Genomic DNA, 17,664 nt, shown 5'->3' with positions numbered 1-17,664 from the left:
GGGGCAAGATGCAGGGCTTGTGCAGCGGCGGATCGATTCACCATAGTGGCGCTGAATCAAGAGCAGGTTGCAGATGGCGAAGCCCGAAAACACGAAACAGAGCCTGGTAGAGGCTTTGGGGATCGAGACAGAACCGGATTGGGGACCGGCGCGCCACGTTCTGCGCGGTCTGGGGGTTTTACTTGTCGGGATTTATATTCTGGCCGTGATCGTCGCGGTGATGGTGCTGGTGCAGGTGGCCGACGGCAACGGTGCCTCGCTGGGCGCGGGCGCGCTGGTGGTTGCGCTGATTTCCTCGCCCTTCCTGATCTGGAACACGATAATCCGCCAGACCACGCTGAATTTCCAGAAAGAGGGGCACCTGACCGACCGTCTGGCCAAGGCGGTCGAGCAATTGGGCGCGGAAAAGACCGTCAAGAAGATCGTCGAGGGCGTCACACAGGAAACCAGCGAACCGAATCTGGAGGTTCGCATGGGCGGGTTGTTGTCGCTGGAACGCATCGCGCAGGATTCGACCGCCTATGACAAGGGCCGCGACCATGTCCGGGTGATGGAGATCATCTGCGCCTATATCCGCAACAACGCCCCGGCCAGCATGGCAAAGGATTTCCCGCTGGGCGATCTGGAGCCCTTGGAAGAGGGGGCGACCGATGAGCAGCGTGAAGCGTATTTGCGGCAGATTGAGGCACGCGAGCACGAGCGAGAGGATTGGCTGACCACTGTGAACAAGCCGCGCGAAGATATCATGCTGGCGCTGACCATTCTGGAGCGCCGGTCGGATAAACAGCGCCGGATCGAGGCTGCGCATGGTCAGGACGGGGTAACCGAGGCGGAGTGGATCTTTGCCACGCCCGCACCAGAATTGCCCGAACCGCCGGTAGACGAGGCCCATCTCAGGGATGCTGTTGCAGATCTCAGACGCGGGCTGTCCGCTTGGCGGAATGCGCTCTCGTCTTACGGCGGGTATCGCCCGGACCTTCGGGACACCTGCCTGCAAAAGTTGGATCTTTCTGACTTCCGTCTACAGGGCGTCAGGCTGGAAAGAGCGCGGCTGGAGGGGGCGAACCTTATGGAGGCGCGGCTGGAGGGTGCGGACCTTATGGAGGCGCGGCTGGAGGGTGCGGACCTTATGGAGGCGCGGCTGGAGGGGGCGGTCCTTGAGGGGGCGCGGCTGGAGGGGGCGGACCTTATGGAGGCGCGGCTGCAGGGGGCGGTCCTTGAGGAGGCGCGGCTGGAGGGGGCGGACCTTATGGAGGCGCGGCTGGGGGGCGGTCCTTTGGCGGGCGCGGCTGCAGGGGGCGGTCCTTAGGGAGGCGCGGCTGGAGGGGCGCGGCTGCAGGGGCGCGGCTGCAGGGGGCGGTCCTTATGGAGGCGCGGCTGCAGGGGGCGGTCCTTATGGCGGCGCGGCTGCAGGGGGCGCACCTTGAGGGGGCGCGGCTGGAGGGGGCGAACCTTATGGAGGCGCGGCTGCAGGGGGCGGACCTTGAGGAGGCGCGGCTGGACAGATCCACCGATCTCAGGGGCGCGGATTTTTCGGGTTCGCCCCTGAGATCGGTGGATCTGTCAACCGTCCGCATTTCGCAGGATCAGGTCAATGCAAGCTTTGGCGATGGCAGCGTGACATTGCCCCCGACAATCGACAGGCCGGCGCATTGGCCGGAAGGGAAGCTGCATCCACGTGAATTTTACCGCCAATGGCGACTCTGGCAATCCGGTCCCGCCAGCGACACACCCCCACCCAAGCCCGATCCGTAACCCGCCCTTGCAACATCGGGCCAAGGCGATCAGAAAGGCCGGGTAGTTCGAGAGGATGCAGGCGATGCCGATTCAGAAACAGCTTCGCTGGTGGAGCATTGCAGCCATCGTGCTGTTCGTCACGATGTGGTTGCTGGGGCCCGCGATCCTGCCCTTCATCCTTGGGGCGGGGGTGGCCTATCTGCTGGATCCGGTGGCCGACCGGCTGGAACGGGCCGGGCTGTCGCGGCTGATGTCGGTGGTGGTGATCAGCCTGCTGGCCATCCTGCTGCTGGTCGCCGTGGTGCTGGTGGTCGTGCCGATCCTGGTGCGTCAGGCCACGGCGCTGTTCGATGCCGCGCCCGAGATGTTCCGCCAGGCGCAGGTCTTTATCACCACCCGCTTTCCGCAGCTTCTGCCCAAGGATGGCACCCTGGGCACCGCGCTGAACGATCTTGGCGCGGCGATGAAGGAACAATGGGGCAATGTCGCGCAGACGGTCATGACCTCGCTTGGGGGGGTGATCAGCACCATAGCCCTGCTGGTCATCGTGCCGGTCGTGGCCTTCTACCTGCTGCTGGACTGGGACCGCATGGTCGCCCAGATCGACCGCCTGCTGCCGCGCGAACATGCCGACACGATCCGCCGCCTTGGCCGAGAGGTCGATCAGGCGCTGTCGGGTTTCGTGCGCGGTCAGGGCACCGTGATCCTGATCCTGGGCACCTGGTATTCGATCATGCTGATGGTGATCGGCCTGCCCTTTGGCTTCTTCATCGGCATCATGGCGGCGGTGCTGTCCTTCATCCCCTATGTCGGCGCGCTGCTTGGCGGGGTGACGGCCATCGGCGTCGCTCTGTTCAGCTTCTGGGACGAGCCGATCTGGATCGCCGCCGTGATCGCCGTCTTCGTGATCGGGCAGGTGGTCGAGGGCAATTACCTGCAGCCCAAGATCGTGGGCGGCCATGTCGGGCTGCATCCGGTCTGGCTGCTGCTGGCGCTGTCGGTCTTTGGCTCTCTGTTCGGGTTCGTGGGCATGGTGATGGCGGTGCCTCTGGCCGCTGCCATGGGCGTGCTGGCGCGATTTGCCATCGAACGCTATCGCGAAAGCGCGCTTTATACCGGAGAGGTGCTGCCACCCGATCCGGGCCAGCCGGTGCTGGTCGAATTGCTGCCGCGCGGCACGGTCGAGGAACAGATCCGCGCGGCCCGCGAACAGGCCGAACGGCAGCGTGCCGAGGTGCTGCGGGACGCCCGCGCGATGGGTCAAGATCACGGATCGCAGGGCTAGATGATCGCGCTGTCCCGTCAACTGACCCTTGACCTGACAACGCCCCCGGCCCATGCGCGGGCGGATTTCCTGCCCGCCGACGCGAATGCCGAGGCGCTGACCCTGCTGGACGATCCGGGCCGCTGGCCGCAGGGCCGAATGCTGCTGGTCGGCCCGGAAGGATCGGGCAAGTCGCATATGGCGGCCTTCTGGGCCGCCGAGAACGGCGCGATGCGGGTCAGGGCCTCGGGGTTGCATCCGGACATGGCCGATCTTCTGGCCGCGCAGGACGGCGCGCTGGTGGTCGAGGATGCCGACCGCGCGGGCCATGCCGCCGGGGCGGAACAATCGCTGTTTCACCTGTGGAACCTGTGCAGCGCCCGTGATTGCCTGTTGCTGCTGACGGCCCGCACGCCGCCGCGCGACTGGAACCTTGTGCTGCCCGATCTGCGCAGCCGGATGCAGGCCATGCCGCTGGTCCGGCTTGGCCCCCCGGACGAGGCGCTGCTGGCGGCGGTTCTGGTGAAGCTCTTCGCCGACCGGCAGCAATCCGTCTCGGCCGAGCTGATCGACTGGCTGGTGCTGCGCATGGACCGCGATCTTGGGCTGGCGCGGCGTCTTGTGATCGCGCTGGATCGGACCGCCATGGCCCAGAAACGCCCGATCACCCGGCGCATGGCTGCTGATTTGCTGGACAATCTAGCGGAGGTCGGCGCATGATCCGGCGCGTAGTCTGTTGAATAGTATCAAAATGACCCAGTCAGATTTTTTGCGTAACGAATTCCCCGAACCGCTGGAACTTCCCGATGGCCCGCCGACCGGCGCCGAGAGGTTCTTTAACCGAGAGCTGAGCTGGCTCAGCTTCAACTGGCGCGTGCTGGACGAGGCGCGGAACCCAAGGGTGCCGCTGCTGGAACGTCTGCGCTTTGTCTCGATCAGCGCGACCAATCTGGACGAATTCTACACCGTCCGCGTCGCAGGCCTGCGCGAACTGGTCCGTGAGGGCAGCACCATCCCGTCCGACGATGGCCGCAGCCCGGCGGAACAGCTGTCGCTGATCAATACCGATGCGCGTCACCTGATGCGCGCGCAGCAGGCGGTCTGGAACCACCTGCGCCGCGAGATGGAGGCGGCAGGCATCGTCATCCTGTCGCGCGATTGGCTGACCGAGGCGGATGAGCAGTTCCTGCACGATTATTTCGACAGCAAGGTGTTCCCGGTGCTGTCGCCGCTGGCGATCGACCCGGCCCATCCCTTCCCGTTCATCCCGAATGCGGGCTTTTCGCTGGCGCTGCAACTGGCCCGTGACACCGATGGCCGGCAGATGCAGGCGCTGTTGCCGATCCCGGCGCAGCTGCGCCGCTTTGTGCCGCTGCCGGGGGGGCAGCGCTTCCTGCCGCTGGAAGAATTGCTGCTGATGCATCTGTCCAGCCTGTTCCCCGGCTATCGCGATACCGGCCATTGCGCCTTCCGCGTGCTGCGCGACAGCGATCTGGAGGTCGAGGAAGAGGCCGAGGATCTGGTCCGCGAATTCGAGACGGCGTTGAAACGGCGCCGTCGCGGCAGCGTCATCCGGCTGAAGATCACCACCGGCGCACCCAAGCAGATGCGTCGGCTGATCATGGAGGAACTGGAGGTCAGCCCGGACGAGGTCATCGACGTCGAAGGTCTGCTGGGCATGGCGGATCTGAACGAACTGGTGCTGGACAGCAGGCGCGACCTTCTGTGGCCCTCATTCACGCCACGGGTGCCGGAACGGGTGCAGGATCACGGCGGTAATATGTTCTCGGCGATCCAGCAAAAGGACATGTTGCTGCATCACCCCTATGAGACCTTCGACATGGTGGTGCGCTTTCTGCAGCAGGCGGCGCGCGATCCCGATGTGCTGGCGATCAAGCAGACGCTGTATCGCACCAGCCGCGACAGCCCCATTGTCGAGGCGCTGTGCGAGGCCGCCGAGGCGGGCAAATCCGTCACGGCGCTGGTCGAGTTGAAAGCCCGTTTCGACGAGGCCGCCAATATCCGCCAGTCCCGCAGGCTGGAGCGTGCGGGCGCGCATGTCGTCTATGGTTTCGTGAATTACAAGACCCATGCCAAGATCAGCACCGTTGTCCGGCGCGAAGGTGAAAACCTGGTCACCTATACCCATTACGGCACCGGCAATTATCACCCGATCACGGCGCGGATCTATACCGATCTGTCGCTGTTCACCTGCGACCGCTCTCTGGGTCGGGATGCGACCAAGGTGTTCAATTTCCTGTCCGGCTATGTCCAGCCTGCGGGGCTGGAAAACATCTCGATCTCGCCCAATGATCTGAAGGAAAAGCTGCTGTCGCTGATCGCGAAAGAGGCCGATCATGCCCGGCAGGGACGCCCGGCGGCGATCTGGGCCAAGATGAATTCGCTGATCGAAAAGGACGTGATCGAGGCGCTTTATGCCGCCAGCGCCGCCGGGGTCAAGATCAGCCTGGTCGTGCGCGGCATTTGCGGAATAAGGCCGGGTATCAAGGGCTTGTCGGAAAATATTCGCGTCAAATCGATCATCGGGCGCTATCTGGAACATTCCCGCATCATCTGTTTCGGCAACGGACATGACCTGCCGTCGAAAAAGGCGCGGGTCTTTATCAGTTCCGCTGACTGGATGGAGCGGAACCTGTCCCGCCGCGTGGAAACGCTGGTCGAATGCATGAACGACACCGTCAAGGCGCAGATCGTCAGCCAGATCATGGCGGCCAATATGGCCGATGAGGCGCAAAGCTGGCTGTTGCAGCCCAATGGCCGTTTCGTGCGCTATCTGCCCGAAAACCGCGGGGATTTGTTCAACTGTCACCGTTTCTTCATGGAAAACCCGTCACTCTCGGGCCGGGGCAAGGCGGGGGCGCGCGATGTGCCCGCGCTGACCCATTCTTCCGATTGACCGCCAGTGGATGACGGGTCATTAACAAAAACCGATGCGCAAGCAGGGAGGCTGTCATGAGCAGCACGCGGACATCCAGCGGCAAGAACATCGACCATCTGGGGAAGTTGTTCGAAAAGCTGCCCAAGCGCGCCTTGTCCCGGGTCGGGGTGGTCGATGTCGGCTCGAACTCGATTCGTCTGGTGGTGTTTGACGGTGCGGCGCGCTCTCCGGCCTATTTCTATAATGAAAAGGTGATGGCCGGTCTGGGCGCCAAGATGGCCGAAACCGGACGGCTGAATCCCGAAGGCGCCGAACGTGGCTTTGCCGCGCTGTCGCGTTTTGCGGCCCTTGCCAAGGGCATGGATATCGAGCCGCTGACCTGCGTGGCCACCGCCGCCGTGCGCGAGGCCGAGGACGGTCCCGAATTCCAGAAGCGGGTCGAACGTGAGACGGGGCTGAAACTGCATGTCATCGACGGCGAGGAAGAGGCGCGGCTGTCGGCGCAGGGCGTGTTGCTGGGCTGGCCCGATGCCAAGGGACTGGTCTGCGATATCGGCGGCAACTCGATGGAATTGGCCGAGGTCGATGGCAAGGGCAATATCGGCCGCCGCGTGACCTCGCAGCTTGGGCCGTTCCGCCTTCAGCAGATCAAGGGCGGCAGGGACGGCATCGTCAAGCATATCCGCAAGATCATGAAGGATCTGGCCGAGGCGATGGGCACCGATCACGAACGGATCTATCTGGTCGGCGGCTCGTGGCGGGCTATCGCGCGGCTGGATATGGAGCGGACCGACTATCCGATGACGGTTCTGCACGAATACCGGATGACGCCGGATGCGGTCCGTGACACGGCCGAATGGATCCGCGCCAATGACATCAACGATCTGCGCGGGCGCGTCGGGATCTCGTCCTCGCGGATGGAGCTTGTGCCGCTGGCCTCGCTGGTGCTGGAGCAGTTGGTCGATACGTTCAAGCCCGCGGAACTGGCGGTTTCAAGCTATGGGATCCGCGAAGGCTTGCTGTACGAACATATGTCCGACAGCCTGCGCAAACGCGATCCGCTGATCGAGGCGGCGCGCTTTACCGAGCGCCAGATGGCGCGGATGCCGGGCTTCGGCAAGCGGCTGTATCAGTTTCTGGAACCGATCTTTGCCGATGCCTCGGCTGATCGCACGCGGCTGATCCTTGCCGCCTGCCTGCTGCATGACACCACATGGCGCGCGCATCCCGATTACCGCGCCGAGGCCTGTTTCGACAATGTGACCCGCGCCAATATGGCCGCGCTCAGCCATCAGGAACGGATCTTCCTTGGGCTGGCGCTGCTGCATCGCTACAAGAACAGCCGTGCGAATTCGCCGATGGAGCGGCTGTTTGGCCTGCTGAGCGAAGATGAGATCCGCGATGCAGAGATTCTGGGCAAGGCCATGCGCTTTGGCGCCATGTTCGCGATTGACGATCCCGCCGACGCGGCCACGCTGCGCTTTCTGCCCGAAAAGAACCAGCTTCAGCTGAAGCTGACCCGGACCGGACGGCAATTGATGGGCGAGGTCGCCCAGTCGCGCTTTCAATCCTTGTGCAAGACGATGGGGGTCGAACCGGTCGTGCTGTAATCCGGGGCTGCTGCGCAGCTTTGGCTTGTCCTGAAGGAGAAAGATCGTGACCGACACCCATGATGCTGCCTGCCATTGTGGCCCCGTGCGTTTCCGTGTGCGGCTGAGCGACGGTTTCAACACGGCGCGGCGCTGTTCCTGTTCGTTCTGCCGCATGCGGGGCGCGATTGCCGTTTCGGCGCCGCTGGACGGGATCGAATTCCTGACCGGCGAGGACCAGTTGAGCCTTTACCAATTCGGGACCGGTGCCGCGAAGCATTATTTCTGCAAGACCTGCGGCATCTATACCCACCATAAATGTCGCTCGAACCCGAATGAGCTTGGCATCAATGTTGCCTGCCTTGACGGGGTAAGCCCGTTCGATTTCGCCGAAATCGAGGTGCTGGACGGGGTCAATCACCCCAATGACGGCCACGCGAACAGGCGCCTTGGCGTTCTGCGCTTTTCAACAGACTGACGCCCGGTCCCCGCCGTCGGCCGCCGCAATCAAAGGTTGCGGTGCCCTGTAGCTGATCACCCGGCAGCTTCCGGCCTTTCCGCGACCGGCAACGCATGGACCTTCGTTCACTGCGGCGTTACATTTCCGCTAAGTCACTTTCAATAAGTCACTTTCACAACGCGATTAACAAGGGTGGGACAGGTTGATGGGTACGTTGAATTTCGTTGTTTTTCTGGGATGTACGGCCCTGGTGGCCTATCTGTCCTATCTGTGGACACGCGGCACGGACGAACATCATTCCGATGGTTATTTTCTGGGCGGGCGCTCTCTGACGGCCCCGGTGATTGCCGGTTCGCTGCTGCTGACCAATCTCTCGACCGAGCAGATCGTGGGTCTGACCGGGCAGGCCTATGCCGAGGGCATTCTGGTCATGGCCTGGGAGACGCTGGCCGCCATTGCCATCGTCGTGACGGCGCTGGTGCTGCTGCCCCGCTACCTGCGCTCGGGCATCTCGACCATCCCGGCCTTTCTGGAAGAGCGTTACGACGCCCAGACCAAGACCATCACCTCGCTGCTGTTCCTGTCGGGCTATGTGATCGTGCTGCTACCGATCGTGCTCTATTCCGGGGCGCTGGCGCTGTCGACCATGTTCGACGTGCCTGCGGTCCTGGGGGTCAGCGACCGGGCGGCGCTGTGGATCACGGTCTGGGCCATTGGCATTGTCGGGTCGATCTACGCGATTTTCGGCGGGCTGAAGGCGGTTGCGGTCTCTGACACGATCAACGCGGTGGGTCTGTTCGTCGGCGGCCTGCTGGTGCCGGTTTTCGGGCTGATGGCGATTGGCGGGGGCAGCCTGACGCGCGGGCTGTCGGTGCTGTGGGCCGAGAACCCCGAGAAATTCGATGCCGTTGGCGGGCCTGACAGCTCTATCCCGATTGCAACGATCTTCACCGGGATGATGCTGGTGCAGCTGTTCTACTGGGGCACCAATCAGGCGATCATTCAGCGCGCGCTTGGCGCGAAGGATCTGAAAGAGGGGCAAAAGGGTCTGATCCTCGCCGGTTTCCTGAAGATCTTCGGGCCTGTGATCGTGGTGCTGCCGGGCATTATCGCCTGGCATCTGTTCGATGGCGGTCTGGATGTCGCGGATCAGGCCTATCCGCGCCTCGTGACCGAGGTGCTGCCCTTCCCGCTGCGCGGCTTCTTTGCGGCGGTGCTGTTCGGGGCGATCCTCAGCTCGTTCAACTCGGCGCTGAACAGCTCGGTCACGCTGTTCGGGGTGGATATCTATCGCCAGTATTTCAACACCGGCGCCAGCGACAGCCAGGTGGTGACGGCAGGCAAGCGGTTCGGCATCGTGCTGGCCATCGCCTCGATGACCATCGCGCCCTTCATCGCCAATGCGCCGCAGGGGCTGTTCGGCTATCTGCAAGAGGTCAATGGCTGCTATTCGATCCCGATCCTGACGATCATTCTGGTCGGCATCTTCACCCGCCGCGTGCCGCCGATTGCGGCAAAGATCGGTCTGGCCTCGGGTGTCGGGCTGTATATCATCAGCCAGTTCGTCCTGAAGCCCGCCGTCGGTGCCGAGAACTATCCGCATTTCCTGCATGTGATGGCGGTGCTGTTCGTGCTGAACGTTTGCATTATGCTGCTGATCGGGAAGCTCCGCCCGATGGAGCCCGCCTATGCCCCGCGTGACAGCCACGCTGTCGATATGACGCCCTGGCCAATGGCGCGGCCGCTGGGCTTTGTGATCGTGGCCGTGGTGGTCTCGACCTACTTCATCTTCACCTGACAGGGCCGATCAGCCCTGCTTGCGGTCCGCTCAGTTCTTGGCTGAGCGGATCGTGTTTTCCAGCCGCGGCGTGCTGTTGGCCGAGGCATTGACCAGACCGGCAAAGAAGTTGCGAAGCGGTTTGAAAGCATCAAAGAGTTTCATGGCGTGTCTGTCCTGCTTGTGACGCTGGCGGGATTGCCGCGTTACGGCATCAAGATATGCGGAAAGCGGCGCGGTAAAAGCCCGGTAAAGGTCAAAGCCGCTATGCACGGGATGCGACGCGGCGACATGAAATGCAGCGAATTCAATGCCGACCGGGAAATCCTGCCTTTGCGGCAAGTCGCGGAACCCGCGCCCCGCGACGGATCGGCACGAAAAAAGGGCGCCCCGAAGGACGCCCTTTCGATCTGCCATGAGGGCAGGGGGATGATTACATCATGCCGCCCATGCCGCCCATTCCGCCCATGTCGGGCATGCCGCCGCCGGCCTGGCCCTTCGGCTCGGGCTTTTCGGCGATCATGGCTTCGGTGGTGATCAGCAGACCGGCAACCGAGGACGCATCCTCCAGCGCGGTGCGCACAACCTTGGCCGGGTCGATGACGCCGAACTTGAACAGGTCGCCATATTCCTCGGTCTGGGCGTTGAAGCCAAAGGCCTTGTCGCTGGATTCGCGGACCTTGCCGGCCACGACAGCGCCATCGACGCCGGCGTTTTCAGCGATCTGGCGCATCGGAGCTTCCAGCGCGCGGCGCACGATGGCGATACCCGCTTCCTGATCCGAGTTTTCAGCGGTCAGACCGTCCAGAGCCTTGCCGCCCTGAACCAGTGCGACACCGCCGCCAACCACGACGCCTTCCTGAACGGCAGCGCGGGTCGCGTTCAGCGCATCGTCGACGCGGTCCTTACGCTCTTTCACTTCGACTTCCGTCAGGCCGCCGACGCGGATCACGGCAACACCGCCGGCCAGCTTGGCCACACGCTCTTGCAGCTTCTCGCGGTCGTAATCCGAGGTGGTTTCCTCGATCTGCTGGCGGATCTGGGACACGCGGGCCTCGATCTCGGCCTTTTCACCGGCGCCATCGACGATGGTGGTGTTGTCCTTGGTGATCGAGACCTTCTTGGCCTGACCCAGCATGTCGATGGTCACGCTTTCCAGCTTCATGCCCAGATCTTCGCTGATGACCTGACCGCCGGTCAGGATCGCGATGTCCTGCAGCATGGCCTTGCGGCGATCGCCGAAGCCCGGAGCCTTGACGGCAGCGATTTTCAGACCGCCGCGCAGCTTGTTGACGACCAGCGTTGCCAGGGCTTCGCCTTCGACGTCCTCGGCAATGATCAGCAGCGGCTTTTGCGACTGGATCACCGATTCCAGCAGCGGAACCATCGGCTGCAGCGACGACAGCTTCTTCTCGTGCAGCAGGATGTAGCAATCTTCCAGCTCGGCGACCATCTTGTCGGGGTTGGTCACGAAATAGGGCGACAGGTAGCCGCGGTCGAACTGCATGCCTTCGACGACCTCGACTTCGGTTTCCAGACCCTTGTTCTCTTCGACGGTGATGACACCCTCATTGCCGACTTTCTGCATTGCATCTGCAATGAAGCGGCCGATCTGGGCTTCGCCATTGGCCGAAATGGTGCCGACCTGCGCGACTTCGTCGCTGTCATTGACCGGACGCGAGGCCGCTTTGATCGCCGCGACAACCTTCGAGGTTGCCAGGTCGATGCCGCGCTTCAGATCCATCGGGTTCATGCCGGCGGCAACCGCCTTCATGCCTTCCTTGACGATGGCCTGGGCCAGAACGGTCGCGGTGGTGGTGCCGTCACCGGCTTCGTCATTGGTGCGCGATGCAACTTCGCGGACCATCTGGGCGCCCATGTTTTCGAACTTGTCGGCCAGTTCGATTTCCTTGGCGACCGAAACACCGTCCTTGGTGATGCGGGGTGCGCCGAAGGATTTGTCGATGACGACATTGCGGCCTTTCGGGCCCAGCGTGACCTTGACGGCATCGGCAAGGATATTCACGCCTTTCAGCATGCGATCGCGGGCGTCGGTGTTGAACTTGACTTCCTTAGCAGCCATTTGATTCTCCTGAATTTCGTGTTGAAGGATGCGCTGGTGTCCGGGCCGTTAGGCCAGAATGCCCAGGATGTCGCTTTCCTTCATGATCAGCAGCTCTTCGCCGTCGACCGTGACTTCGGTGCCCGACCATTTGCCGAACAGCACGCGATCACCGGTTTTCACGGCGGGGGCGATCAGTTCGCCCGAATCCTTGCGCGCGCCTTCGCCAACGGCGATGACTTCGCCCTCGGCGGGCTTTTCCTTGGCGCTGTCGGGGATGATCAGGCCGCCCTTGGTTTTCTCGTCCGATTCGACGCGACGGACCAGAACGCGGTCATGCAGCGGTTTGAATGCCATAATGGAACACTCCGTATCTCAGGTTGCAGTGTCTCGTTGTTGGCACTCACCTGATGCGAGTGCCAATAGCGGTGATCTAGGCCGGGCCATGCGGGGTGTCAACTGTTCGGGGCGGAAAAATTATTGCGCTCTGGTCGTCGGCGGAATCCTGTGCCAGCCTATGCCCAGATGACGTTTTGATGACCAAGAGGGGCGATATGCGTTTCCCTATCGCAACATTGATTTTATTGGGGTTTTCGACGTTTTCGGCACGGGCTGAATGTATCGGAACGAATCTTCTGGACACCATGCCCGCCGAACAGCGCGCCCAGATCGACGCGGCGGTCAGCAATGTGCCCTTCGCGCGCGGCTTCATGTGGCTGGCCCGCAAGGGCGATCAGAAGATCACGATTGTGGGAACCTATCATTTTCCCGACCCGCGTCATCAGAAAACCATGCTGCGGATCCTGCCCGCCCTGCGCGATGCGGCGGTGCTGTATGTCGAGGCCGGACCGGAAGAGGAAGCCAAGCTGACCACCGCGCTGGAGCGGGATCCCGACCTGATGGTGGATGCGCGCGGCCCGACCCTGCCAGAGCGGTTGAATGACAAGGAATGGCAGGCCCTGTCCGAGGCGATGGCCGCGCGTGGCATGCCCGCCGCCGTGACCTCGCGCCTGCGGCCCTGGTATGTGTCGATGATGCTGGGCATCAGCCCCTGCATGATGACGCAGATGCAGAAGGGGATGGATGACGGGCTGGACCAGCTGCTGGTCGAAAAGGCGCAAGAGATGAACATTCCCGTCGCCTCGCTGGAGCCGTGGGATACGGTTTTCACCCTGTTCGACGATCTGACGCCCGAGCAGGAGATCGGCATGATCCGCACGTCGCTGCCCGTGGCAAATCACGCGGATGATTATGGCGTGACGCTGGGCGATGCCTATTTCGACGGCGATATCTGGGCGATCTGGGAATTCGGCCGCTTCGACGCCTATCGCAATTCGGAGATGGGCCGGGAAGAGGTCGATTCGATGCTGAACATGGCGCAGGTGCAGATGATGGACCGGCGCAATCAAAGCTGGATCGCACCGCTGACCAAGGCCGCAGCCGATGCGGCCAGGCGCGGCAAAAGCGTCGTCGCGGGCTTTGGTGCCCTGCATCTGCCCGGGGAAAACGGCGTTCTGCGATTGTTGGAAAAACAGGGTTGGACCATCGCGCCGCTGCGATAATCCCGCTGACCGGGTTTAGGCCGTTCAGCGTCCGCCAAGCACCGAAAGCTGCTGTGACTGCCCGCCACGGACATAGGTGATCTTGCTGTCGCCAATGGCCGAGATTGTACCACCATTGATCTTGTCCCCGATCCGCAGCGTCAGGATACGACCGTTCGACAGGCGCACCAGGGCGCGGCTGGCCCGGCCCGCGCCGATGGTGCCGATGATCTGGGTGCGGTTCAGCTGGATGCCGTCCTTGACGGTCGCGGCGCTTCCTGCCGTGGTCGGCGTGCGGCCATCGGGGATATTCGCAGAGGCGACCTCGGGTTCCGATTCCGCCTCTGGCGGTTGATAGTTCCGCTGGCGGGCCTCGGCCTCGGCCTGTGCGCGGGCGCGGGCTTCGGCGGCGGCGCGGGCCTCGGCCTCGCGTCGGGCGTCTGCGGCGGCGAACTGGCGGGCGCGGGCCTCGGCCTGGCGCTGCAATTCCTCATCGGCGCGGCGTTGCTCGGCCAGCGCGTCCTGGCTTTGCGCTTCGGCTGCCGCGCGCAATTCCGTGGGGGTCGGGGTGTTCGAGGCGCTGGCCGCCAGCGCGACCGCATTGGCCAGGGCATCACCGGTTTCCCCGGCAGGACGGCGGCGCGGAAGCGAGGACGAAGTAAGCGCCGTCAAGGGGACGGCGCCTGGCTGGGAAGGGGAACTGGCAACGGCGGCGGCTATCGCATCTTCAACCGCCGCTTTTGAAAGGCTGGCGCTGCCCGGTCCGGGATCATTGCCGCTGGCCACAGATCTGGTCCCCGGCCTTGCGGTTGGCCGGGCGGAACTGCCCAGCCCCGCCTGCGCCGGTCGGGTCGAGGTTGCGGCAACTGGTGCCGGTTCAGATGCCGCCGAGCCTGCCCGGCGCGAGGGGCGATCGCTTTCGGACAGCGCGGCGGCCAGCGCATCCTCTACCGCCCGTTCCGATGTCGCACCGACGGCGACGGGCCTGCGGGCCGGGCGCGCCTCGGCCAGACGGATGACCGCGCCACGCTCTGCCTCGCTCAGCCCCGTTGCACCGGCCTGCGCGGTGCGCAGATCGCGCAGCAGACCTTCCAGAAAACGCCGCTCATCCGCCGTCAGCTTGGTCGGGGCGTGATCTTCGCTGGCGCTGCCCTCTTCCAGAAAAGTCTGGCGATCGGGGCGCGAGGGCGGCCGTGCCGAGGTCGGCGCAGCGGGCCGCGTTGCGGGTTCAGGGCTTGCCGCCGGGGCCGCTGCTGCCGGGGCCGTTGCGGGTGTTGCCGCCGGACGTGCGGCCGAGGGACGCTCGGGCGGGCGATTGCCGCTCAGGCTGGCGGGCTGCGGCCTGCTGCGTTCGGCATAGGGCTGCGGATTGGCGGGGACGGCAGGCTGGCGATCCGTCGCGCTGAGGCTGGCGCGGGCCGGGGTCGCGCGCGGCGGGCGCGCCGAGCTTGCCAGACGCTGCCCGCGCGGCGCCACGGCGCGGGGCGCGGTGGTCGGCTGCGCATTTGCTGCGGGCCGAGAGGTCGGCGCATTGGCCAGATCGCTGGCCATGGTCGCGGCGCTGATGGCCTGGCGCCGCTGGGCCTCGGCTTCGCGGGTCGCATCGCGTGCGGCAATCGCCTCGTTCAGCGCGCGGCTGAGCGTGTCATTGCCCAGGGCGGCACGGGCCGCATCGGTTTCCGGTGCCGGTGCTGATGCGGCCGCGCTTTGCTGCGTCGGCCGCGCAAGCGGGCGGCTGCCCGTCAGGCTGCGTTCGGCAATGGCTGCGGTCGGTGCGGTGGCGGCTGTGGCAAGCTCTTGCTGCGGCCCATCCTCTGCCGGATTTTCGGCGGTGACAGGATCAGCGGACACGGCGTCAGCCGCAGGGGCCTCGGTCAGGGCAGAGGCATCGGGCAGCGCCGCGTCGTCCGTTCCCGGTTCGGCCGCCTGACCCTGATCGGTTGGGGCGACAGGCTGCGCCTGTTCGGCAAGCTGAACCTCGGCGGGGCTTTGGGCGGGCATTTCCGCGCCATCGGCCACGGTATCGACCGGCATCTGTTCCGGCGTGGTCGCCGCGACCTCTTCCACCGGGGGCGCGGAGTCTTCGGTCCGGGCGACAGGATCATCCGTGCCCTGACCGCCAAACAGCATCAGGATCAGCAGCACGGCAGCCGCCAGCCCGCCGACCATCAGCGTCAGCCGGTCCGGTTTCATGTTCCGCAGCCGGGCCAGCAAGGGGGCCTCTGCCGCAGTTTCCCCGGCAGGTTGTTCCGCGCGCTTGGCCTTGGCGTCGCGGGCGCGATCATGCACTGCCTGCGCACGCGGCGACAGGCCCTTGGTCGAAGGCGCACGGGGCGCGCCATGCCGGATCACACCGCTTGCAGCCGCTTCCTGAGCGGTCGGCGCAGCTTCGGCGGCTGCTGCGGTTTCGGCAGCAGCTTCGACGCCGGGCAGGGGCGCCGCGACCGCAGCCCCCGGCGCGGCGACAGCCACGACATAATGCGGCACGATGCGCGACACGGTCACCGCCTGCGCGGCGCTGGCAGGTTCCGTCGGCGTCGCAGGCAAAGCCTCATCCGCGATCACCGGCGCGGTGATGCGCGCCTGGCTGAGATCGGGTTCCGAAAAGGGCGGGCGCGTATATTGTTCCTGCATCAGGCGGCTTGGCCCGAAATCCGGATCGTCCTGAAAGCGGTTATCGCCGGGCCGGGCCACGAAACCGGCGGGCTGGAATCCCTGATCACGGGCAAAGGTCTCGGCCTCGTCCAGCGTGCGGCGGGCGACGGCGGCAACGCGCAGCGTCTCGATCTCGCCATTCTCGGCCGGGCACCAGTCAAAGGCCAGTTCATCGGCCTTGTAGGGGGTCATCCCCTCCAGCGCGCGGCCGACGACCGCCGCCGTATCGGCACCGACCGGAACGGTCAGCGTCGTGTACAGGATCTGATCGTCGGGAATGACCAGAACCGTATCGGGGTGATCGGATGTCGCACCCGCATCGTCGCGCAGGGCGCGCAGCCGGCTGGCCATGTCGCGGCCTGAAAAATAGGCCTCGCCCAGGGGCTGCCACATGGCCCCGTGGCGCTTTTCCAAAAGCACCGCTTCCTGCGTGAAGCTCATCGCAAATTCGGGCGGTGCGGCATGTTTATTCATGTTGTTATTCGCTGCTCGATTGTGATCGCGTGTCTGACGCCGCGATTTGGTGGAATTGCATATCATTTACCGCAATTTCTGGGGTCTGGAAAGCATATCTCGCGGAAATCTGCCGCATCTGTGAACAAAAAGCGGCGAAAGCGTGATGCCTTCGGGATGAACATATTGCGGGTTCGCTGCGTTACCCTGCCCGAGGGAGACATGAGCTGTGAAAGGACGCAGAATGACATCCATCAAAGGCAGGATTGGCCTCACGGGCAGGGCCGGGCAGGCGGCATTGGCGATCTCGACCGCGCTGGCGCTGACCGCGCTGCCCGCCATGGCGCAGCCGAACGGCATGGCCTGTTCACCGATGACCGGGAATGGCGGCATGTCCACCATCACCGTCAATGGAGTCGGAGAGGCCCGCGTTGCCCCCGACATGGCCACCATTCAGCTTGGCGTCACCACCCAGGCCGAAAGCGCCGCGCAGGCGATGAGCCAGAATGCCGAACGCCAGACGGCGGTGATCGCCGCGCTGGCCGAGGCCGGGATCGAGCAGGCCGATATCCAGACCTCGGGTCTGAACCTGAACCCGATGATGGATTACGGTGAAAACAGGGCGCCGACGGTGGCGGGTTATCAGGCCTCGAACATGGTATCGGTGCGCGTCAGGGACATCGCCCGGCTGGGCGAGGTGATGGACGCCATCGTCAATGCAGGCGCCAATGAGATCAACGGCATCGCCTTCCAGCGCGAGGACGGATCGGACGCGCAGGACGACGCCCGCCGCAATGCGGTCCGGGATGCCCGCCGCAAGGCCGAGGTTCTGGCCGAGGCCAGTGGCCTGACGCTTGGCCCGGTTCTGGCCCTGCGCGACACGCCGCAGCCCGATGGCCCGCGCCCGATGATGATGGATGCGCGCGCGGCCTCTTCCGGCGCCAGCACGCCCATCGCGGCGGGCGAACTGTCGATGAGCGCGCAGGTGCAGGCGGAATATGGCCTGATCGGCGACGGCGCCTGCGCTCCGCGCAAGGGCGGCTATGGCGGACATGGTGGCGACAGAGGCGATCACGACAAGCCGAAATCCGCCGGCGACATGCCCCCGCCCATGGGAACCGATCACGGCGCCCCCGAACCCGGAGAGCCTGTGGTGCCGATGGGTCAGGCCCCGGCGGATGACGCGCCGAATGGCGATACGCCCTCGAACTGATCTGCGCAATCGCC

At 64.5% G+C, this 17,664-nt stretch carries 13 protein-coding genes; 10 read left to right on the top strand and 3 right to left on the bottom strand.

The window, feature by feature from the left end:
* Positions 1–73: 73 nt before the first annotated feature.
* From JHX87_RS05445 to JHX87_RS05410, 8 genes are all read left to right on the top strand, one after another.
* A complete protein-coding gene (locus JHX87_RS05445; RefSeq protein ID WP_272833862.1) occupies positions 74–1,309 on the top strand; it encodes a pentapeptide repeat-containing protein in 1,236 nt (411 codons plus the stop codon).
* Between the two features lie 56 nt (positions 1,310–1,365).
* The gene (locus tag JHX87_RS05440; RefSeq protein ID WP_272833861.1) at positions 1,366–1,755 is read left to right on the top strand and encodes a pentapeptide repeat-containing protein; all 390 of its coding nucleotides are present in this window, start codon (positions 1,366–1,368) and stop codon (positions 1,753–1,755) included.
* A gap of 64 nt (positions 1,756–1,819) precedes the next feature.
* On the top strand, positions 1,820–3,022 hold the full coding sequence (locus JHX87_RS05435) for an AI-2E family transporter (protein ID WP_271882987.1): 1,203 nt from the start codon (positions 1,820–1,822) through the stop codon (positions 3,020–3,022).
* Positions 3,023–3,721, top strand: coding sequence for a P-loop NTPase family protein (locus JHX87_RS05430; protein ID WP_271882985.1), 699 nt, complete (start codon positions 3,023–3,025; stop codon positions 3,719–3,721).
* A 31-nt stretch (positions 3,722–3,752) separates the two neighbouring features.
* Entirely contained in the window at positions 3,753–5,918 is a 2,166-nt protein-coding gene (locus JHX87_RS05425) for an RNA degradosome polyphosphate kinase (protein WP_271882983.1), read from the top strand.
* A 56-nt stretch (positions 5,919–5,974) separates the two neighbouring features.
* On the top strand, positions 5,975–7,510 hold the full coding sequence (locus JHX87_RS05420) for a Ppx/GppA family phosphatase (RefSeq protein WP_271882982.1): 1,536 nt from the start codon (positions 5,975–5,977) through the stop codon (positions 7,508–7,510).
* A 46-nt stretch (positions 7,511–7,556) separates the two neighbouring features.
* Positions 7,557–7,967: a GFA family protein gene (locus tag JHX87_RS05415; RefSeq protein WP_271882981.1), complete on the top strand. Its 411-nt coding sequence runs from the start codon at positions 7,557–7,559 to the stop codon at positions 7,965–7,967.
* A 187-nt stretch (positions 7,968–8,154) separates the two neighbouring features.
* Positions 8,155–9,747: a solute:sodium symporter family transporter gene (locus JHX87_RS05410; protein ID WP_271882979.1), complete on the top strand. Its 1,593-nt coding sequence runs from the start codon at positions 8,155–8,157 to the stop codon at positions 9,745–9,747.
* 412 nt (positions 9,748–10,159) lie between these two features.
* Here JHX87_RS05410 and groL read toward each other — a convergent pair whose 3' ends face one another.
* Both groL and groES read right to left on the bottom strand, forming a co-directional pair.
* Positions 10,160–11,809, bottom strand: a complete 1,650-nt coding sequence (groL, locus tag JHX87_RS05405; RefSeq protein WP_271882977.1) for a chaperonin GroEL — start codon at positions 11,807–11,809, stop codon at positions 10,160–10,162.
* A gap of 48 nt (positions 11,810–11,857) precedes the next feature.
* Positions 11,858–12,145: a co-chaperone GroES gene (gene groES, locus JHX87_RS05400; RefSeq protein ID WP_271882975.1), complete on the bottom strand. Its 288-nt coding sequence runs from the start codon at positions 12,143–12,145 to the stop codon at positions 11,858–11,860.
* Between the two features lie 197 nt (positions 12,146–12,342).
* Here groES and JHX87_RS05395 point away from each other — a divergent pair, with 197 nt between their 5' ends.
* On the top strand, positions 12,343–13,350 hold the full coding sequence (locus tag JHX87_RS05395; protein ID WP_272833859.1) for a TraB/GumN family protein: 1,008 nt from the start codon (positions 12,343–12,345) through the stop codon (positions 13,348–13,350).
* Positions 13,351–13,374: 24 nt separating this feature from the next.
* Here the strand turns inward: JHX87_RS05395 and JHX87_RS05390 are convergent, their stop codons facing one another.
* Complete coding sequence (locus tag JHX87_RS05390; protein ID WP_271882971.1) at positions 13,375–16,458, bottom strand: hypothetical protein; 3,084 nt, start codon at positions 16,456–16,458, stop codon at positions 13,375–13,377.
* A 223-nt stretch (positions 16,459–16,681) separates the two neighbouring features.
* Between JHX87_RS05390 and JHX87_RS05385 the strand changes: the two genes are divergently transcribed.
* Entirely contained in the window at positions 16,682–17,650 is a 969-nt protein-coding gene (locus JHX87_RS05385) for an SIMPL domain-containing protein (protein ID WP_271882969.1), read from the top strand.
* The last annotated feature ends 14 nt before the right edge of the window (positions 17,651–17,664 follow it).

The organism is Paracoccus fistulariae (genome assembly GCF_028553785.1).
GTDB classification, from domain to species: domain Bacteria; phylum Pseudomonadota; class Alphaproteobacteria; order Rhodobacterales; family Rhodobacteraceae; genus Paracoccus; species Paracoccus fistulariae.
The sequence above is the reverse complement of the archived record's forward strand: the minus strand, read 5'-3'. Positions and strand labels throughout refer to the sequence as shown.

What these genes read in the sequence shown, in the direction of transcription:
- JHX87_RS05445 (WP_272833862.1), top strand. Translation starts at nt 74, where the DNA reads ATGGCGAAGCCCGAAAACACGAAACAGAGCCTGGTAGAGGCTTTGGGG.
- JHX87_RS05440 (WP_272833861.1), top strand. Translation starts at nt 1,366, where the DNA reads ATGGAGGCGCGGCTGCAGGGGGCGGTCCTTATGGCGGCGCGGCTGCAG.
- JHX87_RS05435 (WP_271882987.1), top strand. Translation starts at nt 1,820, where the DNA reads ATGCCGATTCAGAAACAGCTTCGCTGGTGGAGCATTGCAGCCATCGTG.
- JHX87_RS05430 (WP_271882985.1), top strand. Translation starts at nt 3,023, where the DNA reads ATGATCGCGCTGTCCCGTCAACTGACCCTTGACCTGACAACGCCCCCG.
- JHX87_RS05425 (WP_271882983.1), top strand. Translation starts at nt 3,753, where the DNA reads ATGACCCAGTCAGATTTTTTGCGTAACGAATTCCCCGAACCGCTGGAA.
- JHX87_RS05420 (WP_271882982.1), top strand. Translation starts at nt 5,975, where the DNA reads ATGAGCAGCACGCGGACATCCAGCGGCAAGAACATCGACCATCTGGGG.
- JHX87_RS05410 (WP_271882979.1), top strand. Translation starts at nt 8,155, where the DNA reads ATGGGTACGTTGAATTTCGTTGTTTTTCTGGGATGTACGGCCCTGGTG.
- groL (WP_271882977.1), bottom strand. Translation starts at nt 11,809, where the DNA reads ATGGCTGCTAAGGAAGTCAAGTTCAACACCGACGCCCGCGATCGCATG.
- groES (WP_271882975.1), bottom strand. Translation starts at nt 12,145, where the DNA reads ATGGCATTCAAACCGCTGCATGACCGCGTTCTGGTCCGTCGCGTCGAA.
- JHX87_RS05395 (WP_272833859.1), top strand. Translation starts at nt 12,343, where the DNA reads ATGCGTTTCCCTATCGCAACATTGATTTTATTGGGGTTTTCGACGTTT.
- JHX87_RS05390 (WP_271882971.1), bottom strand. Translation starts at nt 16,458, where the DNA reads ATGAATAAACATGCCGCACCGCCCGAATTTGCGATGAGCTTCACGCAG.
- JHX87_RS05385 (WP_271882969.1), top strand. Translation starts at nt 16,682, where the DNA reads ATGACATCCATCAAAGGCAGGATTGGCCTCACGGGCAGGGCCGGGCAG.